Source organism: Curtobacterium sp. Leaf261 (genome assembly GCF_001422205.1).
In the GTDB taxonomy this organism is placed as follows: Bacteria; Actinomycetota; Actinomycetes; order Actinomycetales; family Microbacteriaceae; genus Curtobacterium.
Genome location: NZ_LMMJ01000008.1, coordinates 387,887 through 412,832, shown reverse-complemented (window position 1 = coordinate 412,832; position 24,946 = coordinate 387,887). Strand labels below are relative to the sequence as shown.

The 24,946-nt window shown below is 70.7% G+C and carries 22 protein-coding genes; 6 read left to right on the top strand and 16 right to left on the bottom strand.

The window, feature by feature from the left end; all coding sequences use genetic code 11:
• The first annotated feature begins 50 nt into the window (after positions 1-50).
• Together ASF23_RS10105 and ASF23_RS10100 are read left to right on the top strand one after the other, a co-directional pair.
• Positions 51-470 carry a hypothetical protein gene (locus tag ASF23_RS10105; RefSeq protein WP_055952557.1) on the top strand — a complete coding sequence of 140 codons (420 nt, stop codon included), beginning with the start codon at positions 51-53 and terminating at the stop codon, positions 468-470.
• Positions 463-897 carry a hypothetical protein gene (locus ASF23_RS10100; protein ID WP_055952554.1) on the top strand — a complete coding sequence of 145 codons (435 nt, stop codon included), beginning with the start codon at positions 463-465 and terminating at the stop codon, positions 895-897. Before ASF23_RS10105 ends, ASF23_RS10100 begins: the two co-directional genes overlap by 8 nt.
• Before the next feature lie 13 nt (positions 898-910).
• On the opposite strand, the gene ASF23_RS10095 is transcribed toward ASF23_RS10100, so the two are convergent.
• The 8 genes from ASF23_RS10095 to ASF23_RS10060 form a co-directional block, all read right to left on the bottom strand.
• On the bottom strand, positions 911-1,708 hold the full coding sequence (locus ASF23_RS10095) for a methyltransferase domain-containing protein (protein ID WP_235510854.1): 798 nt from the start codon (positions 1,706-1,708) through the stop codon (positions 911-913).
• Positions 1,705-2,838 (bottom strand): type III polyketide synthase, encoded by a 1,134-nt coding sequence (locus ASF23_RS10090; RefSeq protein ID WP_055952553.1) that lies wholly within the window; start codon positions 2,836-2,838, stop codon positions 1,705-1,707. The genes ASF23_RS10095 and ASF23_RS10090 overlap by 4 nt, the downstream gene beginning before the upstream one ends.
• Before the next feature lie 145 nt (positions 2,839-2,983).
• Positions 2,984-3,976 (bottom strand): N-acetylglucosamine kinase, encoded by a 993-nt coding sequence (locus tag ASF23_RS10085; RefSeq protein WP_055952550.1) that lies wholly within the window; start codon positions 3,974-3,976, stop codon positions 2,984-2,986.
• 23 nt (positions 3,977-3,999) lie between these two features.
• Positions 4,000-5,280 carry a 6-phospho-beta-glucosidase gene (locus ASF23_RS10080; protein WP_055952547.1) on the bottom strand — a complete coding sequence of 427 codons (1,281 nt, stop codon included), beginning with the start codon at positions 5,278-5,280 and terminating at the stop codon, positions 4,000-4,002.
• Positions 5,281-5,356: 76 nt separating this feature from the next.
• On the bottom strand, positions 5,357-6,256 hold the full coding sequence (locus ASF23_RS10075; RefSeq protein WP_055952544.1) for a carbohydrate ABC transporter permease: 900 nt from the start codon (positions 6,254-6,256) through the stop codon (positions 5,357-5,359).
• A 1-nt stretch (position 6,257) separates the two neighbouring features.
• A complete protein-coding gene (locus tag ASF23_RS10070; RefSeq protein ID WP_082474010.1) occupies positions 6,258-7,292 on the bottom strand; it encodes a carbohydrate ABC transporter permease in 1,035 nt (344 codons plus the stop codon).
• Complete coding sequence (locus ASF23_RS10065) at positions 7,289-8,626, bottom strand: ABC transporter substrate-binding protein (RefSeq protein ID WP_082474009.1); 1,338 nt, start codon at positions 8,624-8,626, stop codon at positions 7,289-7,291. Before ASF23_RS10065 ends, ASF23_RS10070 begins: the two co-directional genes overlap by 4 nt.
• On the bottom strand, positions 8,623-9,432 hold the full coding sequence (locus tag ASF23_RS10060; protein WP_055952540.1) for a 6-phosphogluconolactonase: 810 nt from the start codon (positions 9,430-9,432) through the stop codon (positions 8,623-8,625). The genes ASF23_RS10065 and ASF23_RS10060 overlap by 4 nt, the downstream gene beginning before the upstream one ends.
• Positions 9,433-9,545: 113 nt before the next feature.
• On the opposite strand from ASF23_RS10060, the gene ASF23_RS10055 reads away from it, so the two are divergent.
• Positions 9,546-10,286, top strand: a complete 741-nt coding sequence (locus tag ASF23_RS10055) for a GntR family transcriptional regulator (protein ID WP_082474007.1) — start codon at positions 9,546-9,548, stop codon at positions 10,284-10,286.
• Between the two features lie 127 nt (positions 10,287-10,413).
• On the opposite strand, the gene ASF23_RS10050 is transcribed toward ASF23_RS10055, so the two are convergent.
• The gene (locus ASF23_RS10050) at positions 10,414-11,919 is read right to left on the bottom strand and encodes a cryptochrome/photolyase family protein (protein ID WP_235510853.1); all 1,506 of its coding nucleotides are present in this window, start codon (positions 11,917-11,919) and stop codon (positions 10,414-10,416) included.
• A gap of 88 nt (positions 11,920-12,007) precedes the next feature.
• Here ASF23_RS10050 and ASF23_RS10045 point away from each other — a divergent pair, with 88 nt between their 5' ends.
• From ASF23_RS10045 to ASF23_RS10035, 3 genes are read left to right on the top strand one after another with little or no spacing between them, the layout of a single operon-like run.
• Positions 12,008-12,685: a TetR/AcrR family transcriptional regulator gene (locus ASF23_RS10045; RefSeq protein WP_055952534.1), complete on the top strand. Its 678-nt coding sequence runs from the start codon at positions 12,008-12,010 to the stop codon at positions 12,683-12,685.
• 5 nt (positions 12,686-12,690) lie between these two features.
• Positions 12,691-13,260: a hypothetical protein gene (locus ASF23_RS10040; RefSeq protein WP_156364447.1), complete on the top strand. Its 570-nt coding sequence runs from the start codon at positions 12,691-12,693 to the stop codon at positions 13,258-13,260.
• The gene (locus ASF23_RS10035; RefSeq protein WP_055952529.1) at positions 13,257-13,754 is read left to right on the top strand and encodes a hypothetical protein; all 498 of its coding nucleotides are present in this window, start codon (positions 13,257-13,259) and stop codon (positions 13,752-13,754) included. The genes ASF23_RS10040 and ASF23_RS10035 overlap by 4 nt, the downstream gene beginning before the upstream one ends.
• Before the next feature lie 128 nt (positions 13,755-13,882).
• Here ASF23_RS10035 and gatB read toward each other — a convergent pair whose 3' ends face one another.
• From gatB to mnmA, 7 genes are all read right to left on the bottom strand, one after another.
• Entirely contained in the window at positions 13,883-15,403 is a 1,521-nt protein-coding gene (gene gatB / locus ASF23_RS10030; protein ID WP_055952526.1) for an Asp-tRNA(Asn)/Glu-tRNA(Gln) amidotransferase subunit GatB, read from the bottom strand.
• Positions 15,403-16,941, bottom strand: a complete 1,539-nt coding sequence (gatA, locus tag ASF23_RS10025; RefSeq protein WP_055953238.1) for an Asp-tRNA(Asn)/Glu-tRNA(Gln) amidotransferase subunit GatA — start codon at positions 16,939-16,941, stop codon at positions 15,403-15,405. Before gatA ends, gatB begins: the two co-directional genes overlap by 1 nt.
• Positions 16,942-16,973: 32 nt before the next feature.
• The gene (gene gatC / locus ASF23_RS10020) at positions 16,974-17,273 is read right to left on the bottom strand and encodes an Asp-tRNA(Asn)/Glu-tRNA(Gln) amidotransferase subunit GatC (RefSeq protein ID WP_055952522.1); all 300 of its coding nucleotides are present in this window, start codon (positions 17,271-17,273) and stop codon (positions 16,974-16,976) included.
• Positions 17,274-17,358: 85 nt separating this feature from the next.
• Positions 17,359-19,566, bottom strand: coding sequence for a transglycosylase domain-containing protein (locus ASF23_RS10015; RefSeq protein ID WP_055952519.1), 2,208 nt, complete (start codon positions 19,564-19,566; stop codon positions 17,359-17,361).
• A 207-nt stretch (positions 19,567-19,773) separates the two neighbouring features.
• Complete coding sequence (locus ASF23_RS10010) at positions 19,774-21,063, bottom strand: alpha/beta hydrolase (protein WP_156364446.1); 1,290 nt, start codon at positions 21,061-21,063, stop codon at positions 19,774-19,776.
• Between the two features lie 376 nt (positions 21,064-21,439).
• Positions 21,440-23,821: an NAD-dependent DNA ligase LigA gene (gene ligA / locus ASF23_RS10005; RefSeq protein ID WP_055952513.1), complete on the bottom strand. Its 2,382-nt coding sequence runs from the start codon at positions 23,819-23,821 to the stop codon at positions 21,440-21,442.
• Positions 23,818-24,942, bottom strand: coding sequence for a tRNA 2-thiouridine(34) synthase MnmA (gene mnmA / locus ASF23_RS10000; protein ID WP_082474005.1), 1,125 nt, complete (start codon positions 24,940-24,942; stop codon positions 23,818-23,820). The genes ligA and mnmA overlap by 4 nt, the downstream gene beginning before the upstream one ends.
• Positions 24,943-24,946: the final 4 nt, after the last annotated feature.

The following is a 24,946-nucleotide window of genomic DNA, read 5'->3' as shown; positions in this document are numbered from 1 at the left end:
CGTGACGTACGTGACGTACGCGGCGTACGTCACGGATGGAAGGACTGCGGATGCCCATCACGGTGGATTACCCGACGTATTCGGGGGCCCGGGCGCACTTCAAGGACATGCTCGATGCAACGGCCGACGGCCGCACGGTCACGGTGGCTCGAGACGGCCAGCTGTCCGCCATGCTCCCGGTCGAGCGTCTCCGCGGCTACTTCTTCCAGACGGTCTCGCCGCGTGTCTCGGTGTTCCGCGAGGACGGGCACGTGGTCGCACTGATGGCCGATCGTCCGTTCGCGGCGGAGGGTTCGACGATCGCCGATGCCCTCGTCGACCTGGTGCTCGTCCTCCGTGAGTACGCCGAGGACTGGTACGCCCGACTCCGACATGCGCCGAACCACCAGGGTGCATGGGGTCTGGTGCAACTCATCCGACTCAGCACCGACGAGGAGCTGCTCGACTGGCTGGACCACGGCGGTGAGTGACAGGCCGCCAGCTCCGACGCGGGAGCACCACGACACGTTCTGTGAGCGCGAGCGGTGGACGCTGGTCCGGGGCGCGACCGGCCGACCGGTCCGACACCACCGGACCTACGAGTTCGAGCTCTGGGACCGGCGGGTGCTCCGGACCCGGATCTCGAAGCCGGTCGACGGGTCGACGTACGGAGCGAGGATGTGGAGTCACATCCTGCGTGAGCAACTGGACGTCGGAGCCCCGGCGTTCTGGGCGTGCGTCCGCGACGGCGTCCTGCCGGACCGCGGTGCACCAGAGCGCACGGTCCCCGAGAATGCCGTGCCGCTGTACCTGGTGCGTGCGCTGTCCGATCTCGGTGTCGCGGAGGGCGCGATCCTCGACCTCGACGCGGCGGGAGCGGCACGCCTGCACGCCGACCTCCTGACCGCCGCGACCTGACCGCCGCCGCAGGTCAGTCCGGGTCGCGGATCGCCAGGATGCGGTGCGGGGACGACGCCCGGACCCGCCAGCCTGCAGGCACGACGGCCTCGAGCTCCGGCACCGTGTAGCTCCGCCGGATCGAGCGGAGGCCATCGACGAGCACGAACGTCCCCGCCGCGACGAACGGCGCCCCGAGCGCGTACGACCGGTAGGCCGCCCGCGATCGCCGGATGTCGCTGTGGACGACGCGATGCGATGCGAGAGCCGCCGAGTCCTCGAGGAACCCGTCGCGTTCGTCGTCGCCGAGGTGGTGCAGGACGTGGTTCGACACGACGACGTCGAACCGCTCCCCCGCGTCCACCAGGTCGCCGCTCGAGGTGGTCCGGAAGTCCACGCCCCGCGTGTCCGCTCGCCGTGCGGCCCGGATCGCCCGCTCGTCAGGGTCGACACCCACGACCTCGACGTCGAGGCCGTCCGCCCGCGCCCACCGTGCCATCGACCGTGCGAGGTCGCCGCCACCGCACCCGAGGTCGAGGATCCGTGCCGAACCGTCCGATCCCAGCACCGGGCGGATGCCGTTCCGCCACACCCTGCGCCATCCACCGACGAGCGGGTTGATCACCGCGAACCGTCGGAACGTCCGGTCGAGCGTCCGCGGATCGCACCGCGGGTCGTCCATCAGCTCCGGCAGGCCGATCGCCCGCGCGGAGAGGTCCGGATGCCGCGGCTCCCCGTTCCGGAACCGGCCACCCACCGGACTGGAGGCGCGGCTGGAGCCCGCCCTGCGCCTCCAGTCCGTCTCCCGGTCGCGGTCGCGACCGTCGCTCACGCGCGCACCACCTCGAGGGCTGCGGACTCAACCGTCAGACCGGGGCCGAAGGCCAGCGCGACCACGCGCGTACCGTCCGCGGGCCGGTTCCGGAGGATGCGCTCGAGCACGAAGAGCACCGTCGCACTCGACATGTTCCCGTACTCGCGGAGGACGCCGCGTGATGCCGTGACCGCGTCCGTCGGCAACGCCAGCTCCTCCTCGACGCGGTCGAGGATCGCGCGGCCACCGGGGTGCACCGCCCAGAGTGGGACCTCCGCCGCGGAGCCGATCTCGATCGCCGCGAGGACCGGCGCGACCGCCTCGGCGACGTGCTGCTCGATGAGCCGCGGGACGGCGGTGCTGAGGACCATCTCGAAGCCCTCGTCGCCGATGTTCCAGGCCATGTCGTCGGCGCCCTCGGGGATCACGGTCGTGGCGAACGCATCGATGCGGAGCCCGGGTCGAAGGTCGGACTGCTCCGGATCGGCGAACCGAGCGCTCGGCAAGTCGGGCACGACCACGGCGGCAGCGGCACCGTCGGCGAACACGCTGTTCGCGACGATCTGGTCCGGGTCCGACGACGCCCGGACGTGCAGGGTGCAGAGCTCGGCGCAGACCACGAGGACGACGGCGTCGGGGTCGGCCTCGCAGAACGCGGCAGCGGTGCGGAGCGCGGGGAAGGCCGCGTAGCAGCCCATGAACCCGATGTGGTGCCGGAAGACGCCGGGGCGCATCCCGAGCTGCTGCGCGACCGCGAGGTCCGGGCCCGGTTGGGTGAAGCCCGTGCAGGAGACGGTGACGACGTGGGTGACCTGGTCGGCGGTCATGTCGGCGGCGGCGAGCGCGTCGCGGGCCGCAGCGACGAAGAGCGGGATGGCGAGCTCGCGGTAGCGGTCGTTCCGGAAGCCGGTCGACGGCGAGGTGATCACGCCGTCGGTACCCACGAAGGCCCCGGGCCGGTGGTCTTCGTGCAGGTCCTCGACGACGGTGTGGCGCCGCTCGACGGCCGACGCCCCGAAGGCTGCACCCACGAGACGCTCCCCGAGACGCCCGAGACCCGGCTGCGCCTGGAAGAGCCGCATCGCCCCGTCCTGGTCGAGGGTGCGGGGCGGGACGGCGGTACCGATGGCGCGGATCGTTGCGGACACACACCATCCTGTCACCGGGCGGTCAGGGCCCCTCAGGTTCGCCGGGTCACAGGGCCGCCCATCTCCACGACCGATCGTCGCGCGCCCGGGTGGGGCGTGCCTCCAGGCCGGTTCCGCACGCGTCTGGAGCCGCCGCCGGTCCCGGTCAGGGGACCCGCGATCCACGGATCGCCCGACGCATCGCGTCGAGGTCGAGGTCCGGGTTCCGGTCGATGACGTCGAACGCGAGCAGCACCGAACCGACGACCGGCGGGACGTCCGCGATCCGGATGTCGCCGACGATGTCGATGCACCGGTCCCGGATCGCCGTGATGAGCGGTGCGTAGCCGCTCTCGAGCACCCCGCCGCCGAGGATCACCGGCAGACGCTCACCGTCAGGCAGCCGCTCGACCGTCGTCCGGATCAAGAGCGCGATCTCGGCCGCCAGACGCTCGACGATCTGCACCGCCGCCTGGTCACCGTCGTCCGCCGCCGCGAAGACCGCCGGCGGCAACTCGACGAGCCGGTGCTCCGGGATCAGGTCGGTCGCGATGGCGACTCCGACGTCGAGCGCACTGGCGAGCCCGAAGTGTGCGGCGACGCGGTCGCTCAGCATGGTCGGCGCAGCCCGGCCGTCCTCACCGCGGCAGGCTGCGGCGAGTGCCGCGGCACCGAGGTCCTGGCCGCCGCCCCAGTCGCCCGAGAAGGCTCCGAGGGCGTTGAACCGAACGGTGTCGTCACCCCGCCGCCCGATGCAGTTGATGCCCGCACCACAGATGACTGCGATCCCGTCGCCCTCGCGCGACACGGTCCGGAGGAGCGCGAACGTGTCGTTCCAGATCACCGTGTGGGTCGCCAGCCCTGCGCGGGCGGCAAGACCGGCAGCGGTGCGCTCCTGGTCCGGGAAGTCGATGCCGGCCATCGCGAGGGCCGCGGCGTGGAATCCCGACCGGGTCCCGACGGCCTGTTCGACGGCGTCGAGCGCGAGCCCGACGAGCGCGGTGACGGTGCGGTCGGTGGTGGCGACGCCCGGCCCATGGCCGACGCCGACGACGGCGCCGTCGAGGTCGACCACGACGGCGTGGGTCTTCGAGTTCCCGACGTCGACGCCGACGACCAGGTCACCGCTCGACGGCCGGCTGGCGTCCTGTCGGCTCACCGGACGCCCGCTGTCCTCTCGACTCACCGGCCGCCCGCGATCGTCTCGGCGAACTGCGGGAGGTGCTCCGCACCGCTCTCGAGGAGCTTCGGCACGAGGCACTCGACCGTGTCCCACTGCCCGATGAGCGGGTGTGCGAGCAGCGCGCGTCGGACGTCGTCCGGGTCGCCCGACAGCGCCGCGGCGACGGCGAGCCGCTCGTACGCGCTGACGTGCTGGATCGGCCCGAGCAGCAGCGGGTCGACGGCGGCCTGTGCAAGCGGTCGGATCCCGGCGCGGGACACGGCGCACCGCGTCTCGATGACGTCGTCGTCGGCGAGCCCGGCCACGGTGCCGCGGTTCAGCACGTTGACGACGTGCATGGTCTCGTCGTCGGACCACAGTGACGCGAGAAGGTCGACCGCGGCCTCGCTGTAGAACGCACCGCCGCGGTGCGCGAGCTGCGGCGGCTTCTCGGTCAGGGACTCGGACCGGTACTGCTCGAGCAGCTCCCGCTCCAGGTTCGCGACGACCTCGGCGCGGGGGGTCTCGTGTCGCTGGCGTTCGAGCGCGCGGTCGTGGCCGTAGTAGTACTGCAGGTACGGCGAGGGGACGACCCCGAGTAACCGGTAGAGCGACTCGTCGAACGGGAACTGCTCGGTCAGGGCGTCCATCCGGTCGGTGATGAACGACGGGACGACGTCCTCGCCGTCGAGGAGGATGCGCCGGGTCCAGGAGAAGTGGTTGAGCCCCACCGGGTCGACCTCGACCCGGGCCGCGTCGACGCCCATCGTCCTCGCCGCCCAGCGCTGGACCCCGATGGCGTAGTTGCAGAGACCGACCGCACGGTGCCCTGCGGCGAGGAGCGCCCGGGTGTTGATCCCGACGGGGTTCGTGAAGTCGATGATCCACGCGTCCGGCTTCGCGAGCCGGCGGACGTCGTCCGCGATGGACAGCACGACGGGGACGGTACGGAGCGCCTTCGCGAACCCGCCGGCACCCGTGGTCTCCTGCCCGATGCACCCGCAGTCGAGCGGGAACGTCTCGTCACCGAGACGTGCGGTCTGCCCGCCGACGCGCAGCTGGATGAGGACGGCGTCGGCGTCCTGGATCGCCTCGGCGCGGTCGGTCGTCAGGTGCACCGTCGTCCCGAGCCCCTGCGCGCCGATCATCCGGGCGGCGAACGACCCGACGACCTGCAGTCGCTCCTCGTCCGTGTCCATCAGCCACAGGTCGTCGACGAACAGCCGGTCCAGCTGCTGCGACAGTCCGCCGATGAGTTCGGGGGTGTACGTGGAGCCCGCTCCGATGACGGTCACCTTCATGGCATGGTCCTCTCGATGGTGCTGGGGTCGTGGATCGTCCGGCGCGATGGCACCGCACCAGGGCGTCGCCGCCGTGTCACTCCTTGACACCGCTCAGCGCGATGCCCTGGACGAACTGCCGCTGGGCGAAGAAGAACAGGACGACCACCGGCAGGACGAACAGCACCGTCGCCGCCATCGCCAGGTTCCACTGCACGGCGTGCACGGTCCGGAACTGCGAGAGCGCGATCGACAGCGTCGACCAGTCCGGGTTCGAGCCGAGGTACAGCAGCGGGTTGAAGAAGTCGTTCCAGCAGAAGAAGAACGCGAAGAGCCCGGCCGCCGCGATCGCAGGCTTCACCATCGGCAGGAACACCGACCACAGCAACCGGAACTCACCGGTGCCGTCGATCCGGGCCGCGTCGAGGTACGCCTGCGGCACCGACACGAAGAACTGCCGCAGCAGGAAGATCGTGAACGCGTCGCCGAACAGGCCCGGGATGATGAGCGGGAGCGGGGTCCCGGTCCAGCCGAGGTGCGCGTACATGACGTACAGCGGCACCACGGTCACCTGCGGCGGCAGCATCATCGCGGCGATGAACGCGAAGAACAGCGGGATCCGTCCACGGAACCGGAACTTCGCGAGCGCATAGGCGACCGGGACGCTGCTCGCGATCGAGAACAGGGTGAACAGCACCGCGATGAGGACGGTGTTGAACAGGTACCGCGCGAGCGGCACGGTCCGGAACACCTCGGCGAAGTTCGACCACTGGACGGGGTGCGGTACGAGGTCCCTCGTCAGTGCCTGGTCGTCGGTCATCACCCCCGTCGTCAGGATGAACACCACCGGCATGAGGAACACGATGAGCACGGCGATGAGGATCGCGTGCCGTGCGACGGTGTCGAGGAGTCGCGACCGTCGCCCGGCGCGACGGTCGGGCGCCGTCGGGCGTGGGACGGCGACCACTGCCGGTCCCTGCACGATCTGGTCGGTCATGTCAGTCCCTCTCGGCGTTCATCTGGCGGCGGGTCACGAGGATCAGGACGCCCGTCACGACGAGTGTCGCGACGAAGAGCACGACGGACAGCGCCGAGGCGTAGCCCATGTTGAAGTAGCGGAAGCCCTGCTGGTAGAGGACCTCGGTGAAGAACAGCATCGAGTTCTGCGGGTACCCGAGGTTGTTCGCGGTGGTCCCGGACCCGGACCCGAGGATCGTGCTGACGACGTACGGCTGGGTGAACAGCTGCAGGCTCTGGATCACCCCGATGATGGTCGAGAACAACAACACCGGCGCGATCGTCGGCAGCGTGATGTGCCAGTACCGCTGCCGGCCGTTCGCCCCGTCGAGCTGCGCGGCCTCCTGCAGCTCCTCCGGCACGTCGAGCGTCGCGGCGAGCAGGATGACGATCGTGTTGCCGATCCCCCACATCGTCAGCAGCAGCAGGGCCGTCTTCGACCACGTCGGGCTGTTGAACCACAGCGGCTGCGGCACGCCGATCGCCTTGAGCACGGTGTTCACCGGCCCGGTTCCCGGGTTCAGCACGAACGTGAACGCGAGCGTCGCGGCGACGGGAGGCAGGAGCGTCGGCAGGTAGAACAGCGGCCGGTAGACGCCGGCGCCGGACCGGATTCGCGCGAGGACCGCGGTCACCCCGAGGGCGAACAGCAACTGGATCGGGACGGCGACGAGGCAGAAGAGGACGGTGTTGCGGAGTGCCGGCCCGATCTGGTGGTCACCGTCGAACATGAACCGGTAGTTCGCGAGCCCCGCCCACGACGCGGCGTCGATGAGGTTGTACCGCGTGAACGAGTAGAAGACGTTCGCGGCGAGCGGGTAGAGGAAGAACACCGCGAGGCCGACGAGCCCGGGCGACAGCAGCACGAGGATCGTCCGTCGCTCGCGCCACCGCTGCTTGCGGCGGACTGCTGTGCGGACCGCGAGCGCCTGCGCCGACGTCTGCCCATCCGGACCTGCCTGCGCTCCGGCGTCCCTCCGACCACTCGCTGCGGTCGGTCCCACTGCGGCGCTCATCGGCTCTCCCCCGCACTCGCCTGGTCGATCTGCGAGTCGATCTGGTCGGCGACGCTGGCGAGTCCCGCGTGGAGGTCGGGGACGTTGCCCGCCGCCCAGGACTGTGCGAACTGCGTCAGGAGTTCCCGCGGCGCGCTCCCCGCCCACGTGCCGGGCACCGACCTGGTGTCCTTGTCCGCCGCGATGTCGAGCATGGTGGTGAACCGTGGATCGGTCCGGATCGCCGGGTCCGCGAGCGACTGTGTCGTGGTCGGCACGTTCCGGAGCCGCAGGGTCAGGTCGACGAGGCTCGAGGTGTCGGTCGACAGGTACTTGACGAGGAGCCATGCCGCCGCCGAGTGCTTGGAGCCCTTCGGGATGCCGATGGTCGTCCCGCTGATGACGCCGCTGCCGTAGCGCGAGGCGCTCTCGGTCGGCATCGGCGCCGTGCCGTAGGAGAACTTCTTCGCCTGGTCCGCCGCGAACGCGACGCGCCATTCACCGTCGACGGCCATCGCGAGCTTGCCCGTCTGGAACGGGTTCTGCGGCGAGAACTCGGCGCCGAGCGACGCCACGTAGGTCTGGAGCTTGTCGTAGCCGTACCAGTCGACGAGCTGCTTCTCCCACGTGAACATGGCCGCCCAGTTCGGGTCGTTCGCCATCTGCGCCTTCCCGGCGGCGTCGTACCAGTCGAGGTCGAAGCCCGGGGTGAACGTCCCGACGTTGTTCTCGAAGAAGTCGAGGAACGGCACGAACCCGGCGACCTTGATCGACCCGTCGGGGTTGAACGTGGTGAGCTTCTTGGCGTCCTCGGTGAGCTCGGGCCAGGTCCGCGGGGGTGCCGTGATGCCCGCCTTCTGGAACATGTCGGTGTTGTAGTACAGGCCGTACACGTCGGCGAGGACCGGGAGCGCGCACCGCCTGCCGTCGTAGGAGGTGTAGGCAGCGGTCGCCGGGAGCACCGACGAGGTCGCAGGACCCGCGGCGGCGATGCGGGAGGTCAGGTCCTGGAACGTCCCGGTCGCGCAGTACCCCGAGACGCTGTCGCTGTTCTGCGAGATGGCGACGTCCGGCGGGTTCCCGCCGCGGACCGACTGCACGATGTTGTCGTCGCTCTCACCGCCGACGTGGTCCACCGTGATCCACGGGTACAGCTTGTGGAAGGCCTTCAGGCGGGCGTCGACGTCGCCCTTCTCCCGTGCGGTGAAGAAGCTCCACAGCGAGATCGTCACGGGTGTCTTGTCATCGAGCCCTCCCGCACCGGCCTCGGACTGGCCGACGCCGGTCGTGCACCCGCTCAGCAGGAGCACGGTGACGGCGAGGACACCGAGCATCCCGGCGGTCCGGCGCCTCATGCGTCCACCGCCTGTCCCGCGGTGCTCGACTCTGCCGCGGCGTCGTCCGCCCAGAGCGACGCGGCGGGGTGCTCGTGTACGAAGGTCGCGGGCCACGCGGGGTCGAAACGGTCGGCCTCGAGGACCCGCTGGACGGCCGTCGACTTCGCGGCCCCGTGTGCCACGAGCACGACGGTCTTCGCGTCGAGCATGGTGCCGATCCCGACGCTGACACCGTGCCGGGGGACGTCGTCGAGCGACGTGAACTCCGGGAACGTCCCGAGGTTGTCCGTGCGGGTCGAGTCGGCGAGGTCGATGATGCGCGTGCGCGACGCCAGCGCCGTCCCGGGCGGGTTGAACGCGACGTGGCCGTCACTCACCCCGACGGCGACGAAGAACAGGTCGATGCCGCCCGCTGCGGCGATGTCACGGTCGTACGCGGCGGGGTCGGACGGGTCCGGCGACCACAGGTGCGCCTGCGCGATGCCGGCGAGCGGCGCGACCGCGTCGGAGAGCTGGGCGCGGACGACCTCGCCGAAGTGGCGGCAGCTGTAGTGTGCGGCGGCGTCCGGGAGTCGGAACCCCGCGCCGTCCGGGATCGCGTAGTCGTCCATGAGGACGAGCACCACGTGGTCGAGGTCCATCGGCCGAGCGGCGAGCCGAGCCGCCAGTGCATCGACGACCGGCACGAGTGTCCGGCCGGCCGGGATGCCGATGAGGATCCGACGCCCCGCGGACCGGGCGTCGACGATGTGGTCGATCGCGATCTCGGCGAGTGCGTCGCCGAGATCCGCGGGGGTCTGGCGTACTGAGAGCTGCACGGTCACTGGTGTCCTCCTCGACGGCCGGTGGTTGCGCAAGCGTAGGGCGATGCCGCAGGCGAACGGACCAGTTCCGACCAGAAGAGACCAATTCCGCGATCTGGCTCTACAGTCACCCCATGGAACACAGCGACGCAGCGGTCCGGACGGCTGGTGGTGCGACCGTCAGGATGGCCATGGAGCGCATCGAGCAGCTCATCGTCGGCGGGGCATGCAGCGAGATCGGTCGTCTCCCGAGCGAGCGCGACCTCGTGCAGCGCATCGCTGTGAGCCGGACGACTCTGCGCCGAGCGTTGACGATGCTCGCCGAGCGCGGTGTCGTCACCGCCACACCGCAGTCCGGCTGGTTCGTCACGAACGCTCCACTCGGCGAGCCCGACCGGACCCTCCTGAGCTTCACCGAGATGGCGGCGCGTCGAGGTGTCGTCCCACGGACGAAGGTCCTCGCACACCGCGTGCGGGAGGCGACCTTCGACGAGGCACAGGACCTCCGCGCCGCGCCGCTGGCACCCGTCCTGGACGTCGAGCGCCTGCGGTCGTTCGACACGGTGCCGATCTGCCTCGACCGCTCGGTGATCGTGCTCGACCGGAGTCCGGGGATCGACGCCGCCGACCTGGCGGACAGCTCGCTGTACCAGCGCCTCGAGGCGCTCGGGACACGCCCCGCCCGATCCAGCTTCGCGGTCGAGGCGATCGCCGCTGACGACCGCGAGGCCGCACTGTTGGGCGTCGCGGTCGGCGCACCGCTCCTCCTCGGGACCGAGACGTGCTTCGACGCGGTCGGCCGACCGCTCCTCATCGGCACGACGCGCTACCGCGCGGAGGCGTACCGGTTCTACTCGACCATGGTCCGCCACTGAACGCGTCTGCCACCGACCCGGCGGACCGGTGGGTCACGCGATCCGGCCTGGAGGCACGGTGCCGGCCGCCTGCGCACCGCACGACGACAGGTGGTGGCGATCCGCGCCTCCCGTCCGGCGGGCCTCGTCAGGGCATGGTGCGGTTACGCTCCTGCTCGACCACGGCCTCCCGGTCTGTCAGGCGGGCGAGCTGCTGCAGCGGACGCATCATGCGCCGATTGGCGCGGAGTGCCGGTTCGGCGTGGTCGAGGAACGCCCAGTACCCCGCCGTGAACGGACAGGCGTCCTCCCCGAGGCGTTTCGTCGGGTCGAAGGGGCAACCGCCGCAGTGGTCGGTCATCCGGTCGATGTACCGACCGCCCGATGCGTACGGCTTCGTCGCGACCCGACCACCGTCCGCGTGCTGCGACATCCCGATGATGTTCGCGGGCATCACCCAGTCGGTGCCGTCGACGAACAGGTCGGTGAACCACGCGGTCAGCTCGACGGGGTCGTACCCGCGCTGCAACGACCAGTTGCCGAGGATCATCAGGCGCTGGATGTGGTGCAGCCACCCGTGCTCGCGGAGGTCGTCGAGCGTCGAGGTCAGGCAGGCCGCCGTGACGTCCGCGGTGTCGAGCTCCCACCACCAGGCCGGGAGCGACGTCGGCGGGCCGAGTGGTTCCGCATCGGCCCCGTAGTCCTCGCCGAACTCCCAGTACAGGTGCCAGACGTAGTCCCGCCACCCGGCGACCTGGCGGACGAAGCCCTCGACGCTCGCGAGCGGTGCGCCGGTGCCCAGCGCCTCGATCGCCGCACTGACGGCGGTCCGCGGGTCGAGCACGCCGAGGTTCATCGGGACGCTCAACAGCGAGTGCGCCATCGCCCGGTCGTCCTGCAGCACGGCGTCCTCGAACGGCCCGAAGTCGCTGAGCCTGGTCGCCACGAAGTCCTCGAGCGCGGCGGCAGCCTCGGCCGGGGTGACCGCGAACCGGCGTCGGTCCATCGCGCCGACGAAGTGCACGAGGCCGTCCTGCTCCCACCGCGCGAGGTCCTCGCGCACCCGGGCGTCGATGTCGTCCTCGGTCGGTGACCACGGGTCCGGCAGACCGAGTGAGGTCGCACCCTTCGGTGGTGGGTTGCGGTTGTCCTCGTCGAGGCTGAACCGGCCGCCGAGCGGGCGGTCCCCGTCCATCAGCCAGCCTTCGCGACGACGGACACGCTCGTAGTGGTGTTCCATGAGGAACTGGCTCGACGAGCCCGTCGCCCACTCGGCGAAGTCGTCCTCACTCGTCACGAACCCACGGCTCGGCAGGATCGCGATGTCCGGGAACCGTCGGACCTCAGCGCGGAGGCTCCAGGACGGCGGGTCGATCACCTCGAGCTCGATGCCGTTCTCCGTGGCGTCGGACAACGCGTCACGGACCCGTTCGACCCGGACGTGCGTTGCACGGTCCCCGAGCTCGGCGACGCGATGTCGGAGCGCCGAGAGCCAGAGCAGGGCCTTCGCGCGATGCATCGGCCTCGATCCGAAGAACTCCATCGCCTCCACGACGAGGACCGGACCGCCGTCGTCGAACTCGGGCCCGTACTGGCCGGGGAACAGCAGACGCGTGCGGGTCGGGCCAGCGGGGTCCTGCTCGTGCGCGGTCACGACGTCATCATGCCCGGAGCGTCCGACGCTCCGTGCTCGAACGACCCGGGGTCTGGACAGTCCACGGATCGCAGACTAGTTTTTGAACATGTTCGAAAACGAAACGCCGCCGCAGTCGAAGCGGGACCGCACGCGTGCCGCCATCCGCGCGGTGGCGATCCGGTCCCTCCGCGAGCAGGGCTACGACGCCACGACGATGCGCGGCATCGCAGCGGAGGCCGGCCTCTCCGTCGGGAACGCGTACTACCACTTCCCGACCAAGGACCACCTCGTCCAGGAGCTCTACCTCGACGTGCAGCAGGAGCACCGCACCGTCGCCCTGCCGCTGCTCGCCGACGAGCAGGACCTGACGGCACGGGTCGGGATCGTCGTCCGCGCGGGCCTTGCGAACCTCACCGAGTACCACGCGATCGCGCCCCAGTTCCTCGCCGCGGCGTTCACCCCCGACTCGCCGGTCAACCCGCTGTCGTCCGAGTCGACACCCGCGCGGGACCTCGTCCTCGGGCTCTTCACCGAGGCCGTCAGCGGGGCGAAGCAGCAACTCCCCCGGGACCTCGCGGACGACCTGCCGACGGCGCTCTGGATGGGGTACCTCCTCCTCGCACTGTTCTGGACGTACGACCGTTCCCCCGACCAGGCCCGCACGACCAAGCTCGTCGACGCGATGCTGCGCGTCCTGCGGTTCGCGCTCCCGCTGCTCCGGGTCCGGCCGTTCCGGCTCGCGGTCACCGAGATCGTCGGCATCGTCGCCGGGCGTGCCTCGTGAGTGCCGTGGAGCACGTCCCCACCGTCGCCAGTGTCGAGTCCGCGCCGACGCCGACACCGACGTGGACCTGGTCGGACAGCTGGTGGGTCGAGATCCGTGCCTACGGCTGGCTGATCGGGGTGACGCTGCCGATCACGACGTTCGTGTTGACACTCATCGTCGGGCTCGGCGGCTGGTTCACCATGGAGTGGAACTGGCTCGGCACCCTCGGCAGTGCGCTGGCCGCGGCGTTCTGGCTCGACGTCGTGTCCATCCCGTTCGCGTTCGCCGCCGTGGTCGTCGCCCTGCCGTTCACGTACCTGCTCGGACGCGCGCTGCGACCCGTGGAGTCCCGGCGGAACCAGATCACCGCGACATCGGTCCTCGCCGGCACGCTCGCCGCACTCCCGATGGTGTCCCCCGACACGCTCCTGATCTTCGTGCCGATGTCAATCGCCGCGGGTGCCGCCGGAGCCCTGGCTCGTCGCGGCGAGTTCCGACGGGCCGACCGCCTCGCGCAGACCGCGGCGACGGCACCAGCCGAGCCGATCGCACCCGCCGAGGTCACCGCACAGCCCGAGGAGGCCGGAGCATGATCACTGAGACGACCACGGAGGACACGACGACGGACGCGGACCGGCCGCCCTGGACCTGGGGAACGGCAGTCCGACTCGAACTGCGCGGCGTCTGCTGGACGATCGGTGCGACACTACCGGTCGCAACCCTTGTCAACACAGTCCTGACGCAACACCCCGACTACATCCTCGTCATGTTCGACTGGTTGCCGTTCATCGTCGTCGTCGCGATCCCCTTCGTCGTGATCGGTGCCGCAGCGATCCTCCCCCTGACGTACCTGCTCGGTCACGTGCTCGAGCGTGTCCGCCCGTGGCCCGTCCACATCGTCGCGCAGTCGATCCTCGGAGGGACGCTGGCCGCGGTGCCGCTCGCGTTCGGACCGGATGTCTTCCCCGCGGAGATCTTCGGATCCGCGCCCTTCGCCGTCGGCGCGGCCGCAGCCCTCGCCCGGTACGGACAGCTCCGGCGAGCGACGAGGACGCCGGCCGATCCGCTGCCCGACGCGACCACCTGACGGACTGGAGGGACGGGGCGGGGCCGCACCGTCCCTCCAGTCCGTCAGGCGCACCCGTACGACGCGATCCCCACCACACGACGTGATCTGTCGTGTGGTGGGGATCCGGTCGTGCTGTCGCCCGCTGGCTACGCCTGCGCGCGCTCCAGCACCAGCTCGCGGACGCGCGCGGCGTCCGCCTGGCCCTTCATCGCCTTCATCACGGCGCCGATGATCGCGCCGGCGGCCTGGACCTTGCCGTCGCGGATCTTCTCGAGCACGTCGGGCTGCGCGGCGAGGGCCTCGTCGACCGCGGCCGTCAGGGCACCGTCGTCCGAGACCACCTTGAGCCCGCGGGCCTCGACGACCTCGGCCGGAGAGCCCTCGCCCGCGATGACACCCTCGAGCACCTGGCGGGCGAGCCGGTCCGTGAGATCACCGGACTCGACGAGCGCGATGACCTCGGCGACGTGCGCCGGGCTGACGAGGTCGCCGGGAGCGGTCTGCTCGCCGTCGTCCTGCTGTCCGCGGGCGTTCGCGATGCGGCTGATCTCACCCGTCCACCACTTGCGGGCGGCCTGCGGTGCAGCACCGGCGGCGACGGTCTCCTCGACCTCGGTCAGGAGTCCGCTGTTCGCGACGTCCTGGAACTCGAGGTCCGCGAATCCCCACTCGCCCTTGAGCCGACGACGCCGTGCGACGGGGGCTTCGGGCAGCGCGGCGCGGAGCTCCTCGATCAGCTCGGGCGCGGGCACCACGGGGAGCAGGTCCGGCTCCGGGAAGTAGCGGTAGTCGTCGGCGTCGGACTTCGGACGCCCGGCCGAGGTGCGGCCGGTGTCCTCGTGCCAGTGCCGTGTCTCCTGCGTGATCGTCCCGCCACCGGCAAGGATCGCTGCCTGCCGCTGGATCTCGTAGCGGACGGCACGCTCGACGGCCCGGAACGAGTTGACGTTCTTCGTCTCGGTGCGCGTGCCGAGCTTCTCCTGGCCGCGGGGCCGCAGGGAGATGTTCGCGTCGCAGCGCAGGTTCCCGCGCTCCATGCGCGCCTCGGACACCCCGAGGCCGCGGACGATGTCGCGGATGGTCTCGACGTACGCGGCACCGAGCTCGGGCGCGCGGTGCTCCGTCCCGAAGATCGGACGCGTGACGATCTCGACGAGCGGGACCCCGGCGCGGTTGTAGTCGACGAGCGAGTACTCGGCGCCCTGGATGCGGCCGGCAGCACCACCGACGTGCGTCAGCTTGCCGGCGTCCTCCTCCATGTGGGCACGCTCGATCGGGATCGTGAAGACCGTGCCGTCGGCGAGCTCGACCTCGACGGTGCCGTCGTGCGCGATCGGCTCGTCGGACTGTGAGATCTGGTAGTTCTTCGCGAGGTCCGGGTAGAAGTAGTTCTTCCGCGCGAACCGCGAGCTCTCCGCGATCTCGCAGCCGAGCGCGAGCCCGATGCTGATCGAGTACCGGACGGCCTGCTCGTTCACGACGGGCAGCGAGCCGGGGAGCCCGAGGTCCACGGGCGTCACGTTCGTGTTCGGCTCGCCGCCGAAGAAGTTCGGGGCGTCGGAGAACATCTTGGTGGCCGTCGCGAGTTCGACGTGCACCTCGAACCCGAGGACCGGCTCGAAGCGCTCGAGCGCCTCGTCGTAGTCCATGAGTGCGTCCTTGGCCATCAGATCACGCCTTCTTCCGCTGCCGACTGCTGGCCGGCGGCCAGCGTCGCTGAGTCGAGGTCCGGGACCTTCGAGATGAGGGTGTGGCCCCACGAGTCCTCGAGGAGCCGCTCGAGCGCCGCGCCGTACCGGTAGAGCCTGGCGTCCTCATGCGCCGGTGCCATGAGCTGCACACCGGTCGGCAGTCCGTCCTCGGGCGCGAGTCCCATCGGGATGCTCATGCCGGGGATGCCCGCGAGGTTCGCGGGGATCGTCGTCAGGTCGTTCAGGTACATCGACAGGGGGTCATCGATGCGCTCCCCGATCGGGAACGCAGTCGTCGGTGCGGTCGGGCTGACGAGCAGGTCGACCTGCTCGAAGGCCTTCGTGAAGTCGCGCTGCACGAGCGTGCGGACCTTCTGCGCCTTGCCGTAGTACGCGTCGTAGTACCCGGCGCTCAGGGCGTAGGTGCCGAGGATGATGCGGCGCTTGACCTCGGGCCCGAACCCGGCCTCGCGCGTGGCCGCCATGACGTCCTCCACGGTGCCGCCGTTCTCCGGGGTCACGCGGAGGCCGAAGCGGACGGAGTCGAACTTGGCGAGGTTCGACGACGCCTCCGCGGGGAGGATCAGGTAGTAGGCCGCGATCGCGGAGGCGAAGCTCGGAGCGTCGATCTCGACGACCGTCACCCCGGCGGACTCGAGGAGCGCGACCGTCTCGGTGAACCGCTGGGTGACACCGGCCTGGAAGCCGTCGCCGCCGAGTTCCTTGACGACCCCGACACGGAGGCCGGAGAGCGTACCCGCCTGCAGTCCCTCGCGGGCCGCGGCTGCGAAGGACGGCCACTCGGTGCGGATCGACGTGGAGTCACGGGCGTCGTGGCCGGCGATGACGTCGTGCACGAGCGCTGCGTCGAGGACCGTCCGGGCGACCGGCCCGATCTGGTCGAGGCTCGACGCGAGTGCGATGGCACCGTAGCGGCTCACGCCACCGTAGGTCGGCTTGACACCGACGGTCCCGGTCACGGAACCCGGCTGGCGGATCGACCCACCGGTGTCGCTGCCCAGTGCGAGCGGTGCCTCGTGCGCTGCGACGGCAGCTGCCGAGCCGCCGCCGGAACCGCCGGGGATCCGGTCGAGGTCCCACGGGTTCCGGGTCGGGCCGTACGCCGAGAACTCGGTCGACGAGCCCATCGCGAACTCGTCCATGTTCGTCTTGCCGAGCGGCACGAGACCGGCCTGGCGGAGCTTCTGGACGACGGTGGCGTCGTACGGGGGCACCCAGCCCTCGAGGATCTTCGAGCCGGACGTCGTCGGCATGTCGAGCGTGCAGAGGACGTCCTTGATGGCGATCGGCACGCCGGCGAGCGGCCCGAGGTCGTCACCGGCGGCGCGACGCGAGTCGATCGACTTGGCGACGGCGAGCGCCTTCTCGTTGACGTGCAGGAACGCGTGGACGTGACCGTCGACATCGCTGATCCGGTCGAGGTGGGCCTGCGTGGCCTCGACGCTCGACACGTCACGGGCCACGAGGGCGTCCGCGAGCGCGGCGGCGGTCATGCGGGTGATGTCGGTGCTCGTGCTGTCCGTGCTCACTGTTCCTCCCCCAGGATCGCGGTGACGCGGAACCGCTGCCCGTCGGAGTCCGGGGCGCCGGAGAGCGCCTGCTCCTGGGTCAGCGTCTGGCCGACCACGTCGGGGCGGAAGACGTTCTGCAGCGGGATGGGGTGGCTCGTCGCGGGCACGTCGTCCGTGGCGACCTCGGCCACCTGGGCGACGCTGTCGACGATCTGCGACAGCTCCCCGGTCAGCTTCTCGATCTCGTCCGGCGTGAGGGCGATACGTGCGAGGTTCGCCAGGTGGGCGACCTGCTCGCTCGTGATGTCAGGCATGGTGCTCCGTCGATCGGTTCGTGGATTGGCATCCAGTCTAGGGCGGACGCCTCCGACCACCCGAACGCCCGGACCGGGCTCCGGCTCACCGGCCCGTGGTCGTCGCCGCAGGTCCCGCCGCCGCGCCAGCCCTCGCCGCCGCCCCGGCCGTCGCCCCGGACCCGCTCGACGAGGCACGCCCGCCGATCATCGCCTGGTCGGGCACCGGGAGCGCGTCGCCGCCGTAGTGCTGGTCGAGGTAGGTCATGAGTGCCTTGCCCACCCCGAACTTCGCGCTGTATCCGGTCGTCCCCTGCCCGAGTCGCACGTTCGCGAGCCCGACCTGCCCGGACACGTTCCCGACCCACGTCGCGTTCGTGTACTTCGTGGTGGACGTCACGAGCCAGTTCTGGACGTCGCGGTCGGTCGTCCCGGTCTTGGCGAACTTCGGCACGCTGTCGCCGGGGTTCGCACTGGCGGCCGTGCCCGCCCCGGACAGGACCCCCTGCAGGGCGTAGTCGACGGTGCCCGCGACCTCGGCGGACACGCCGCGGGTGCAGGACGTCGGCGTCGGCGTGATGATGGCACCGGCCGCGGTGGTCACCGAGTCGATCGCGACGGGCGTGCACACCACGCCGCCGTTCGCGAACCCGGCGTACGCACTCGCCAGGTCGATCGGCGACAGGTTGTTGACGCCGAGGATCATCGACGGACCCTGGAACAGGTCGCTGCTGCCGCCGGCGGTGTGGATGCCCATCGCCTCGGCCACCTGGGAGATCTTGCAGAGGTCGAGCTGCTTGCCCATCTGCGCGAACGCGGTGTTGATCGACTCGGTCGTGGCGGCCTGCACGGACATGGACGACGGCACCGACTCGGCGTTCGCGACCGACCAGGTCGGCGTGCCGGCGAGGCTCTGGCACGAGTTCCTGAACTCCGACGCGGGGAACGCGTGCTGGGTCGTGCTGATCGACTCGCCGAGCGTGTGCCCGGTGGCGAGCCACTCCGCCAGCGTGAACACCTTGTACGTCGAGCCCGTCGCGAAACCGCCGGAGTTGCCGTACTTCGCGTCGGCGCTGTAGTTGACGCTCGTCTCGCCGTCCGGTGCCGTGTCGGACTGGTTGAACGCGGTGTTCTGGGCCATTGACAGGATCCGACCGGTCCCGGGCTCGACCGTGACGTTCGAGCCACCGATCTTCGTCGCGCTGATGGTCGCCGGCACGAAGGACGACAGCGCCGCCTGCGAGGTCGCCTGCAGGTCCAGGTCGAGCGTCGTGTGGATCGCGAGCCCCTTGGTGTCGAGCGTCGCGATCCGGTCGGCGGCGGTCGCACCGAACGCGGTGTCGTTCAGGATGTCGTTCCGCACGTAGTCGCAGAAGTACGCCGCGGAGTACTGGGCAGCGGCGGAGCACCCGTTCGTCGTCGCGGTGATCTTCGGCGTGATCGGCTCGGCGATGGCGGCGTCGCGCTCGGCCGTCGTGATCGAGTGCTGCACGGCCATGCGGCGGAGGACGTAGTCGCGCCGGGTCTTCGTCAACGCGTACCCGTTCGCCGAGCCGTTCTGCGCGGACGTCGGCTGGTCGATGCGGAGGTTCGAGGGGTTGTTGAGGATCGCCACGAGGGTCGCGGACTGGGCGAGGGAGAGGTCCTTCGCGTCGACGCCGAAGTAGTACTGCGCTCCCGCCTGCACGCCGTAGACCCGTCCGCCGAGCCCGACGATGTTGAGGTACCCGGTGAGGATCGTGTCCTTGGAGTACTTCTTGTCGACCGCGATGGCGTACCGCGCCTCCTGGAGCTTCCGCGCCGCGGTGACGTCGGTCGCGCTCTTGTAACAGGCGTCGACCTTGCTCTGGGTGCCGAGCTGCTCGCACTGCTGCACGAGCACGTTCTTGACGTACTGCTGCGTGATCGAGGACCCGCCCTGCACACCGTGGTGCAGCGCGGTCGCCGCGGCACCGCGGAGGGTGCCCACGACGTCGATGCCGCCCTCGTCGTAGAACCGCGGGTCCTCGGTGTCGATGGCGGCCTGCTTGACGGTCTTCGCCATGGCGTCGGACTGCACGCTCGTGCGGTTCTCCGCGTAGAAGGACGCGATCTTGACGTCCTGGCCGTCCTGCTTCGCGTAGATGGTGGACACCTGCTGCGGTGCCTGCACGTCGAGGTAGCTCGGCAGGTCCTCGAAGAACGCTGCCGCCCCGGACACCCCCTGCCCGGAGATCGCGACCGCGGGCGTCACCGCGACGGCGACGAGCACGCCGGCGAGCGCGGACATCACCACGAAGAGGAGCAGGGCACCCGGCCACCGAACGATGCGCATGCGACGACGCTACGAATCGACACTGTGGCGTCCCTGGCGCGACCCACCGGAACCTGCGACGGACCTCAGGATCCGCCACTTCCGGATGAGGGATGGTCCCGAGACCATCCGAAGGGATGACCCGCCGGGACCGGCGACGGGACGGACGGGAGGCGCGGTGCGGCCTGGCACCGTCCCTCCCCTCCGTCAGGCGGTCCCGACCGGTGGTCAGTCGCGGAGGGCGAGGTCCTGCGGACGGACGACGAGGAACTGCGGCGAGCCGGAACCATCACGGCCGTCCGGTCCGTCCCCGGAGGTCCCCGCCTGGATCAGGTCGCTCCGGCCGATCGCGATGAGCGCGATGTCGTGCAGCGACGCGGTCCCGGCCTTCAGGTAGTCGTTGTGCCCGCGGGGCTGCCGGAACACGTCGTCCGCGTCGACCGGGTCGGCGCCGCCGTCCAGGTCGAGGACCGTCGCCCCGAACGACTTCGATCCGGGGTCGGTCCCGAAGTACCCCGTCCCGGCGATCGGGTCCCAGTGGGCGTTGCCGACGAACACCTGGCCCGTCGGGACCGCGAGGGACGACGAGTGCGCGATCGTGCTCCCGGGCGAGCCGATGACCGTGAGGCTGTCGACGTGGATGCGACCCGTGGCGAGTGCCATGAGCGACGTCGTCGAACCGTACGAGTGCGCCACGATCGAGACACGCGGGGCGTGGTCGGCACGCATGAGGTCGAGCCCCGAGATCACACGTTCGAGTCGCGGCGCGCCCTCGTGTGCGAGCGAGAGCGACATCACGTTCGACAGGTCCGGTGTGCGGTACCCCATCCACGCGATGACGGCGACGCCGGATCCCTGGCCGACCGTCGGCACCCCCGCTGCCGACCCCACGGCGCCGGTCGTGGAGACGGTCCTGGCGACGAGCGCGTCGGCGGCCGGGGTCAGGGTCGCCTGCTCGCGGTAGAGGTCGACGCCGGTGTCCGTCCAGTCGTGCAGCTGCCCCGTCACCGTGAAGAACATCCCGGGGACCAGCACCGTGACGTCCCGGGCCGTGTCGAGGTCACCGATCGCGATGGACGCCCGGCCGGTCCCCCGGAGGTCGACCGTCAGGAGCTCCTTGCGGGGGTCCCCGGGAGCCGTGTCGGCCAGGGACACCTGGATCTGTCCGATCATCGCGCTCTCGGACGTCTCGGCGGCACCGTCGGAGTCGATGCGCTTCGCCGCGCGTGCCAGGTAGGTGCGGTTCGCGACGTCGCGAACGTCGTACGGGACCCCCTCGAGGCTGCCGACGACCTGCGGCGCGACGTCGACCAGACGCTCCTGGTCGACGCGGGTGAGCGTCGACCACCACGAAGCCGTCTCCGACGCGGTGGGCGGGTCGTCGAGGACCGTCGTCTGGACGCGGCTGCCGTCCGCCACCGCACGGCGGAGATCGGGCGCGGACAGGTCCGTCAGCGCGTCGAGCAGCGCCTCGCCGTGCAGCGCCCCGACGTGGTCTGGGTCGTCTGAGCGGGCCACGCTGCCACCCTGTTCCGAGGCGCGCTGGAGGTCGTCGTGTGTCCGATCGGACGTCCCGACAGCCGCGGGGGACGCCACGGAGGTCGGGGCCGCCTCGACGGATCCGGGGAAGTGCATGGAGGCGGTCAGTAGTACGGCTGCGAGCAACAGCAAGGTGGTCTCCCCTGGGAAGGCCTCCTGTCGTCGCCCTGTAGACGACAGGTGATGCACTCGCAATTGTAAGGAAATGCCCCTCGTTCGGGGTGCTTTCGGGCACAACTGTCCCCCGGACTGGGTTCGAGGAACGCTCGAATCGCCCCCAAAGCGCGTGTGTCGCCGCGATCAGCTCGTCCGAGGCGCCCGACCGTGCGTGATGCGGCTGTACTGACCGGTACAGTCAGTCCGTCGGTTCGACCTCGGGGTCCAGCTGCCCCTCCGACGGTTCCCCCGCGTCGTCCGCCACGGGCTCCTCGGCGATCGCGGAGGGCCCGTCCGTCACCAGGAGCGCGAACTGCTCGGCGTCGATGATCCGGACCCCGAGATGCTCCGCCTTCGTGAGCTTCGACCCGGCCCCCGGTCCGGCGGCCACGAAGTCGGTCTTCTTGCTGACGCTCGACGCCGCCTTGCCGCCGGCTGCGATGATCGCCTCGAGTGCGCCCTCGCGGGTGAACCCCTCGAGCGACCCCGTGGCCACGACCGTCAGCCCGGCGAGCACCCCGTCGACGCTGTCGCCGGCGCCGGGGCCCTGGTGACCGGGGGTCGTGAACTGCACGCCGGCGGACGTCCAGCGGTCGATGATCTCGCGGTGCCAGTCGACCTCGAACCACTCCAGGAGCGCATCCGCGATGATGCCGCCGACGCCGTCGACCGCCGCGAGGTCCTCGCGAGAGGCGGCGCGGATGGCGTCGAGCGACCCGAAGTGGTTCGCGAGCGCACGAGCGGCGACGGGTCCCACGTGCCGGATGCTCAGGCCGACGAGGATGCGCCAGAGCGGACTCGTCTTCGCCTTGTCGAGGTTCGCGAGCATCTCGAAGGCGTTCTTCGACGGGAACCGGCTCGGTTCGCCGGTGTAGTCGGCGCCGTGCGCGTCGGGGTCGAACGCGGGGTCGGTCTTCTTGCGGGCCCGGCTGAACGGCGTGACCCGCTTCGGGGCGCCGCCGCCGTCCACCTTCGGCATCCCGGTCTCGGCGTCGCGGACGATCACCTCGATCGGGACGATGTCCTCCATCGTCAGGTCGAACAGCCCGGCCTCGGTGACGAGCGGCGGGGTCTCCGGGAACAGCGGCTGGGTGAGGGCCGATGCCGCCACCTCGCCGAGGCCCTCGACGTCGAGGGACCCGCGGGACGCGATGTGCTCGACGCGGCCGCGGACCTGTGCCGGGCAGCTCCGGGCGTTCGGGCACCGGAGGTCGATGTCGCCCTCCTTGGCGGGCTTCAGGGTCGTGCCGCACTCCGGGCACTCGGTCGGCATCACGAACTCGCGCTCGGAGCCGTCGCGGAGCTCCACCACCGGGCCGAGGACCTCGGGGATGACGTCCCCCGCCTTCCGGAGCACCACGGTGTCGCCGATCAGCACGCCCTTGGCCTTGACGACCTGCTGGTTGTGCAGCGTCGCCTGGCGCACCACGGATCCGGCGACCTCGGCCGGCTCCATCGAGGCGAACGGCGTGGCCCGGCCAGTCCGGCCCACGCTGACGACGATGTCGAGGAGCTTCGTGTGGACCTCCTCCGGCGGGTACTTGTAGGCCGTCGCCCACCGCGGGGCCCGCGAGGTCGCCCCGAGTTCCTCGTGCAGCGCGAGGTCGTCGACCTTGATCACGATGCCGTCGATCTGGTGCTCGACGCTCGCCCGCCGCACGCCGTAGTCGCGGACGAAGCCCGCGACGTCCTCGATCGTGTCGAACACCCGGAAGTGCGTGCTGATCGGCAGCCCCCACGACTCGAGCAGGTCGTAGACCTCGGACTGCGCACGGACGTCGGTGTCGCGCTCGAGTTCGCGCACCGGCCAGGCGCCGATCCCGTGCACGAGCATCCGGAGTCCGCGGATGCGGTCGACCATCAGCTGGCGCTTCGCCGGGCTCTTCCCCTCCTCCTTCTGGCGGAGCGACCCGGCGGCGGCGTTCCGCGGGTTCGCGAAGAGGCGCTCCCCCGCGTCGTGCTGGCGGGCGTTCAGCTGGTCGAACTCGGCGACCGGGAAGAAGATCTCGCCGCGGACCTCGACCAGGGGCGGGTGCCCCTCGCCGCGGAGCCGGGCGGGGATGGTGCCCATGGTCAGGACGTTCCCGGTGACGTCCTCCCCCACCACGCCGTCACCGCGCGTGGCCGCTGTGACGAGCCGACCGTTCTCGTACCGCAGGTTGATCGCGAGGCCGTCGATCTTCAGCTCCGTCAGGAACCGGACTCGCTCCGCACCCGCGTCGCGCTGGACCTTGACCGCCCACTCGGTCAGTTCGTCCGGGCTGAACACGTTGTCGAGGCTCAGCATGCGCTCGGCGTGCTCGACCGGGGCGAACTGCGTCGTCTCGGCGCGGCCACCGACGGTCTGCGTCGGACTGTCCGGGCTCGACAGCTCCGGCCAGCGCTGCTCGATCGCGTCGAGCCGGTGCATCATCGCGTCGTAGTCGGCGTCGGTGGCGGTGGAGCCGTTGCCCTCGTAGTAGGCGTCACGGAGGCCGTTCAGCACCTGCCGGAGGCGGTCGACCTCGTCCTGCGCCTGTGCGGCATCCAGATCGGCGGGATCGAGCGTCTCGAAGGTCGCGTCGTGCTCGGTGGTGCTCATCGCGCACGCACCGGCACGGCACTCGTCGTCCGGTCGATGGTGCACTGCCCGAGCACCCGCGTCCCGACGTAGACGACGGCGGTCTGGCCGGGAGCCACACCGGTCAGCGGCTCGTCCGGCGTGACCACGAGCTCTCGGGCACCGTCGGCGTCGACGGCCACCCGTGCCACGGCGGCGACCGGATCGGCGTGCGCGCGGATCTGCACGTCGCAGCGGAACGGCTCGGTCGGGTCCGCGGGTGCGACACCGGCCCAGGTGTAGGTGTGCCCGGCGATCTCGGCGATCGCCAGGGCCTCCTTCGGGCCGACGACGACGGTGTTGTCCTTCGGTCGGACCTCGAGCACGAAACGGGGCCGACCATCCGGTGCGGGACGGCCGAGTGCCAACCCGCGGCGCTGCCCGACCGTGTAGGCGTGGGCACCCTCGTGCTCACCGACGACCGTGCCGTCGGGCTCGACGATGTCCCCGGTGGCGGTGCCGACGCGCTCCGCGAGCCACCCGCGGGTGTCGCCGTCCGGGATGAAGCAGATGTCGTGGCTGTCCGGCTTCTGCGCGACGGTGAGTCCGCGCTCGGCCGCCTCGGCACGGACCTCGGCCTTGGAGGGGGTCGCACCGAGCGGGAACATCGAATGTGCGATCTGCTCCGCGGTCAGCACACCGAGCACGTACGACTGGTCCTTCGCCCACGCCGCGGCACGGTGCAGCTCGCGGTTGCCGTCGGCGTCCGTGACGACCGAGGCGTAGTGCCCGGTGCAGACGGCGTCGAAGCCGAGTGCCAGGGCCTTCTCGAGGAGTGCGGCGAACTTGATCCGCTCGTTGCACCGCATGCAGGGGTTCGGCGTGCGACCGGCCGAGTACTCCGCGATGAAGTCGTCGACGACGTCGGCCTTGAACCGCTCGGAGAAGTCCCACACGTAGTACGGGATCCCGAGCTTCGACGCCGCACGCTGCGCGTCCATCGAGTCCTCGATCGTGCAGCACCCGCGACTGCCGGTCCGGAGCGTCCCCGGCATCCGGCTCAGCGCGAGGTGGACCCCGACGACGTCGTGTCCGGCTTCCACGGCACGGGCGGCCGCCACTGCGGAGTCGACCCCTCCGCTCATCGCTGCGAGCACCTTCATGGGG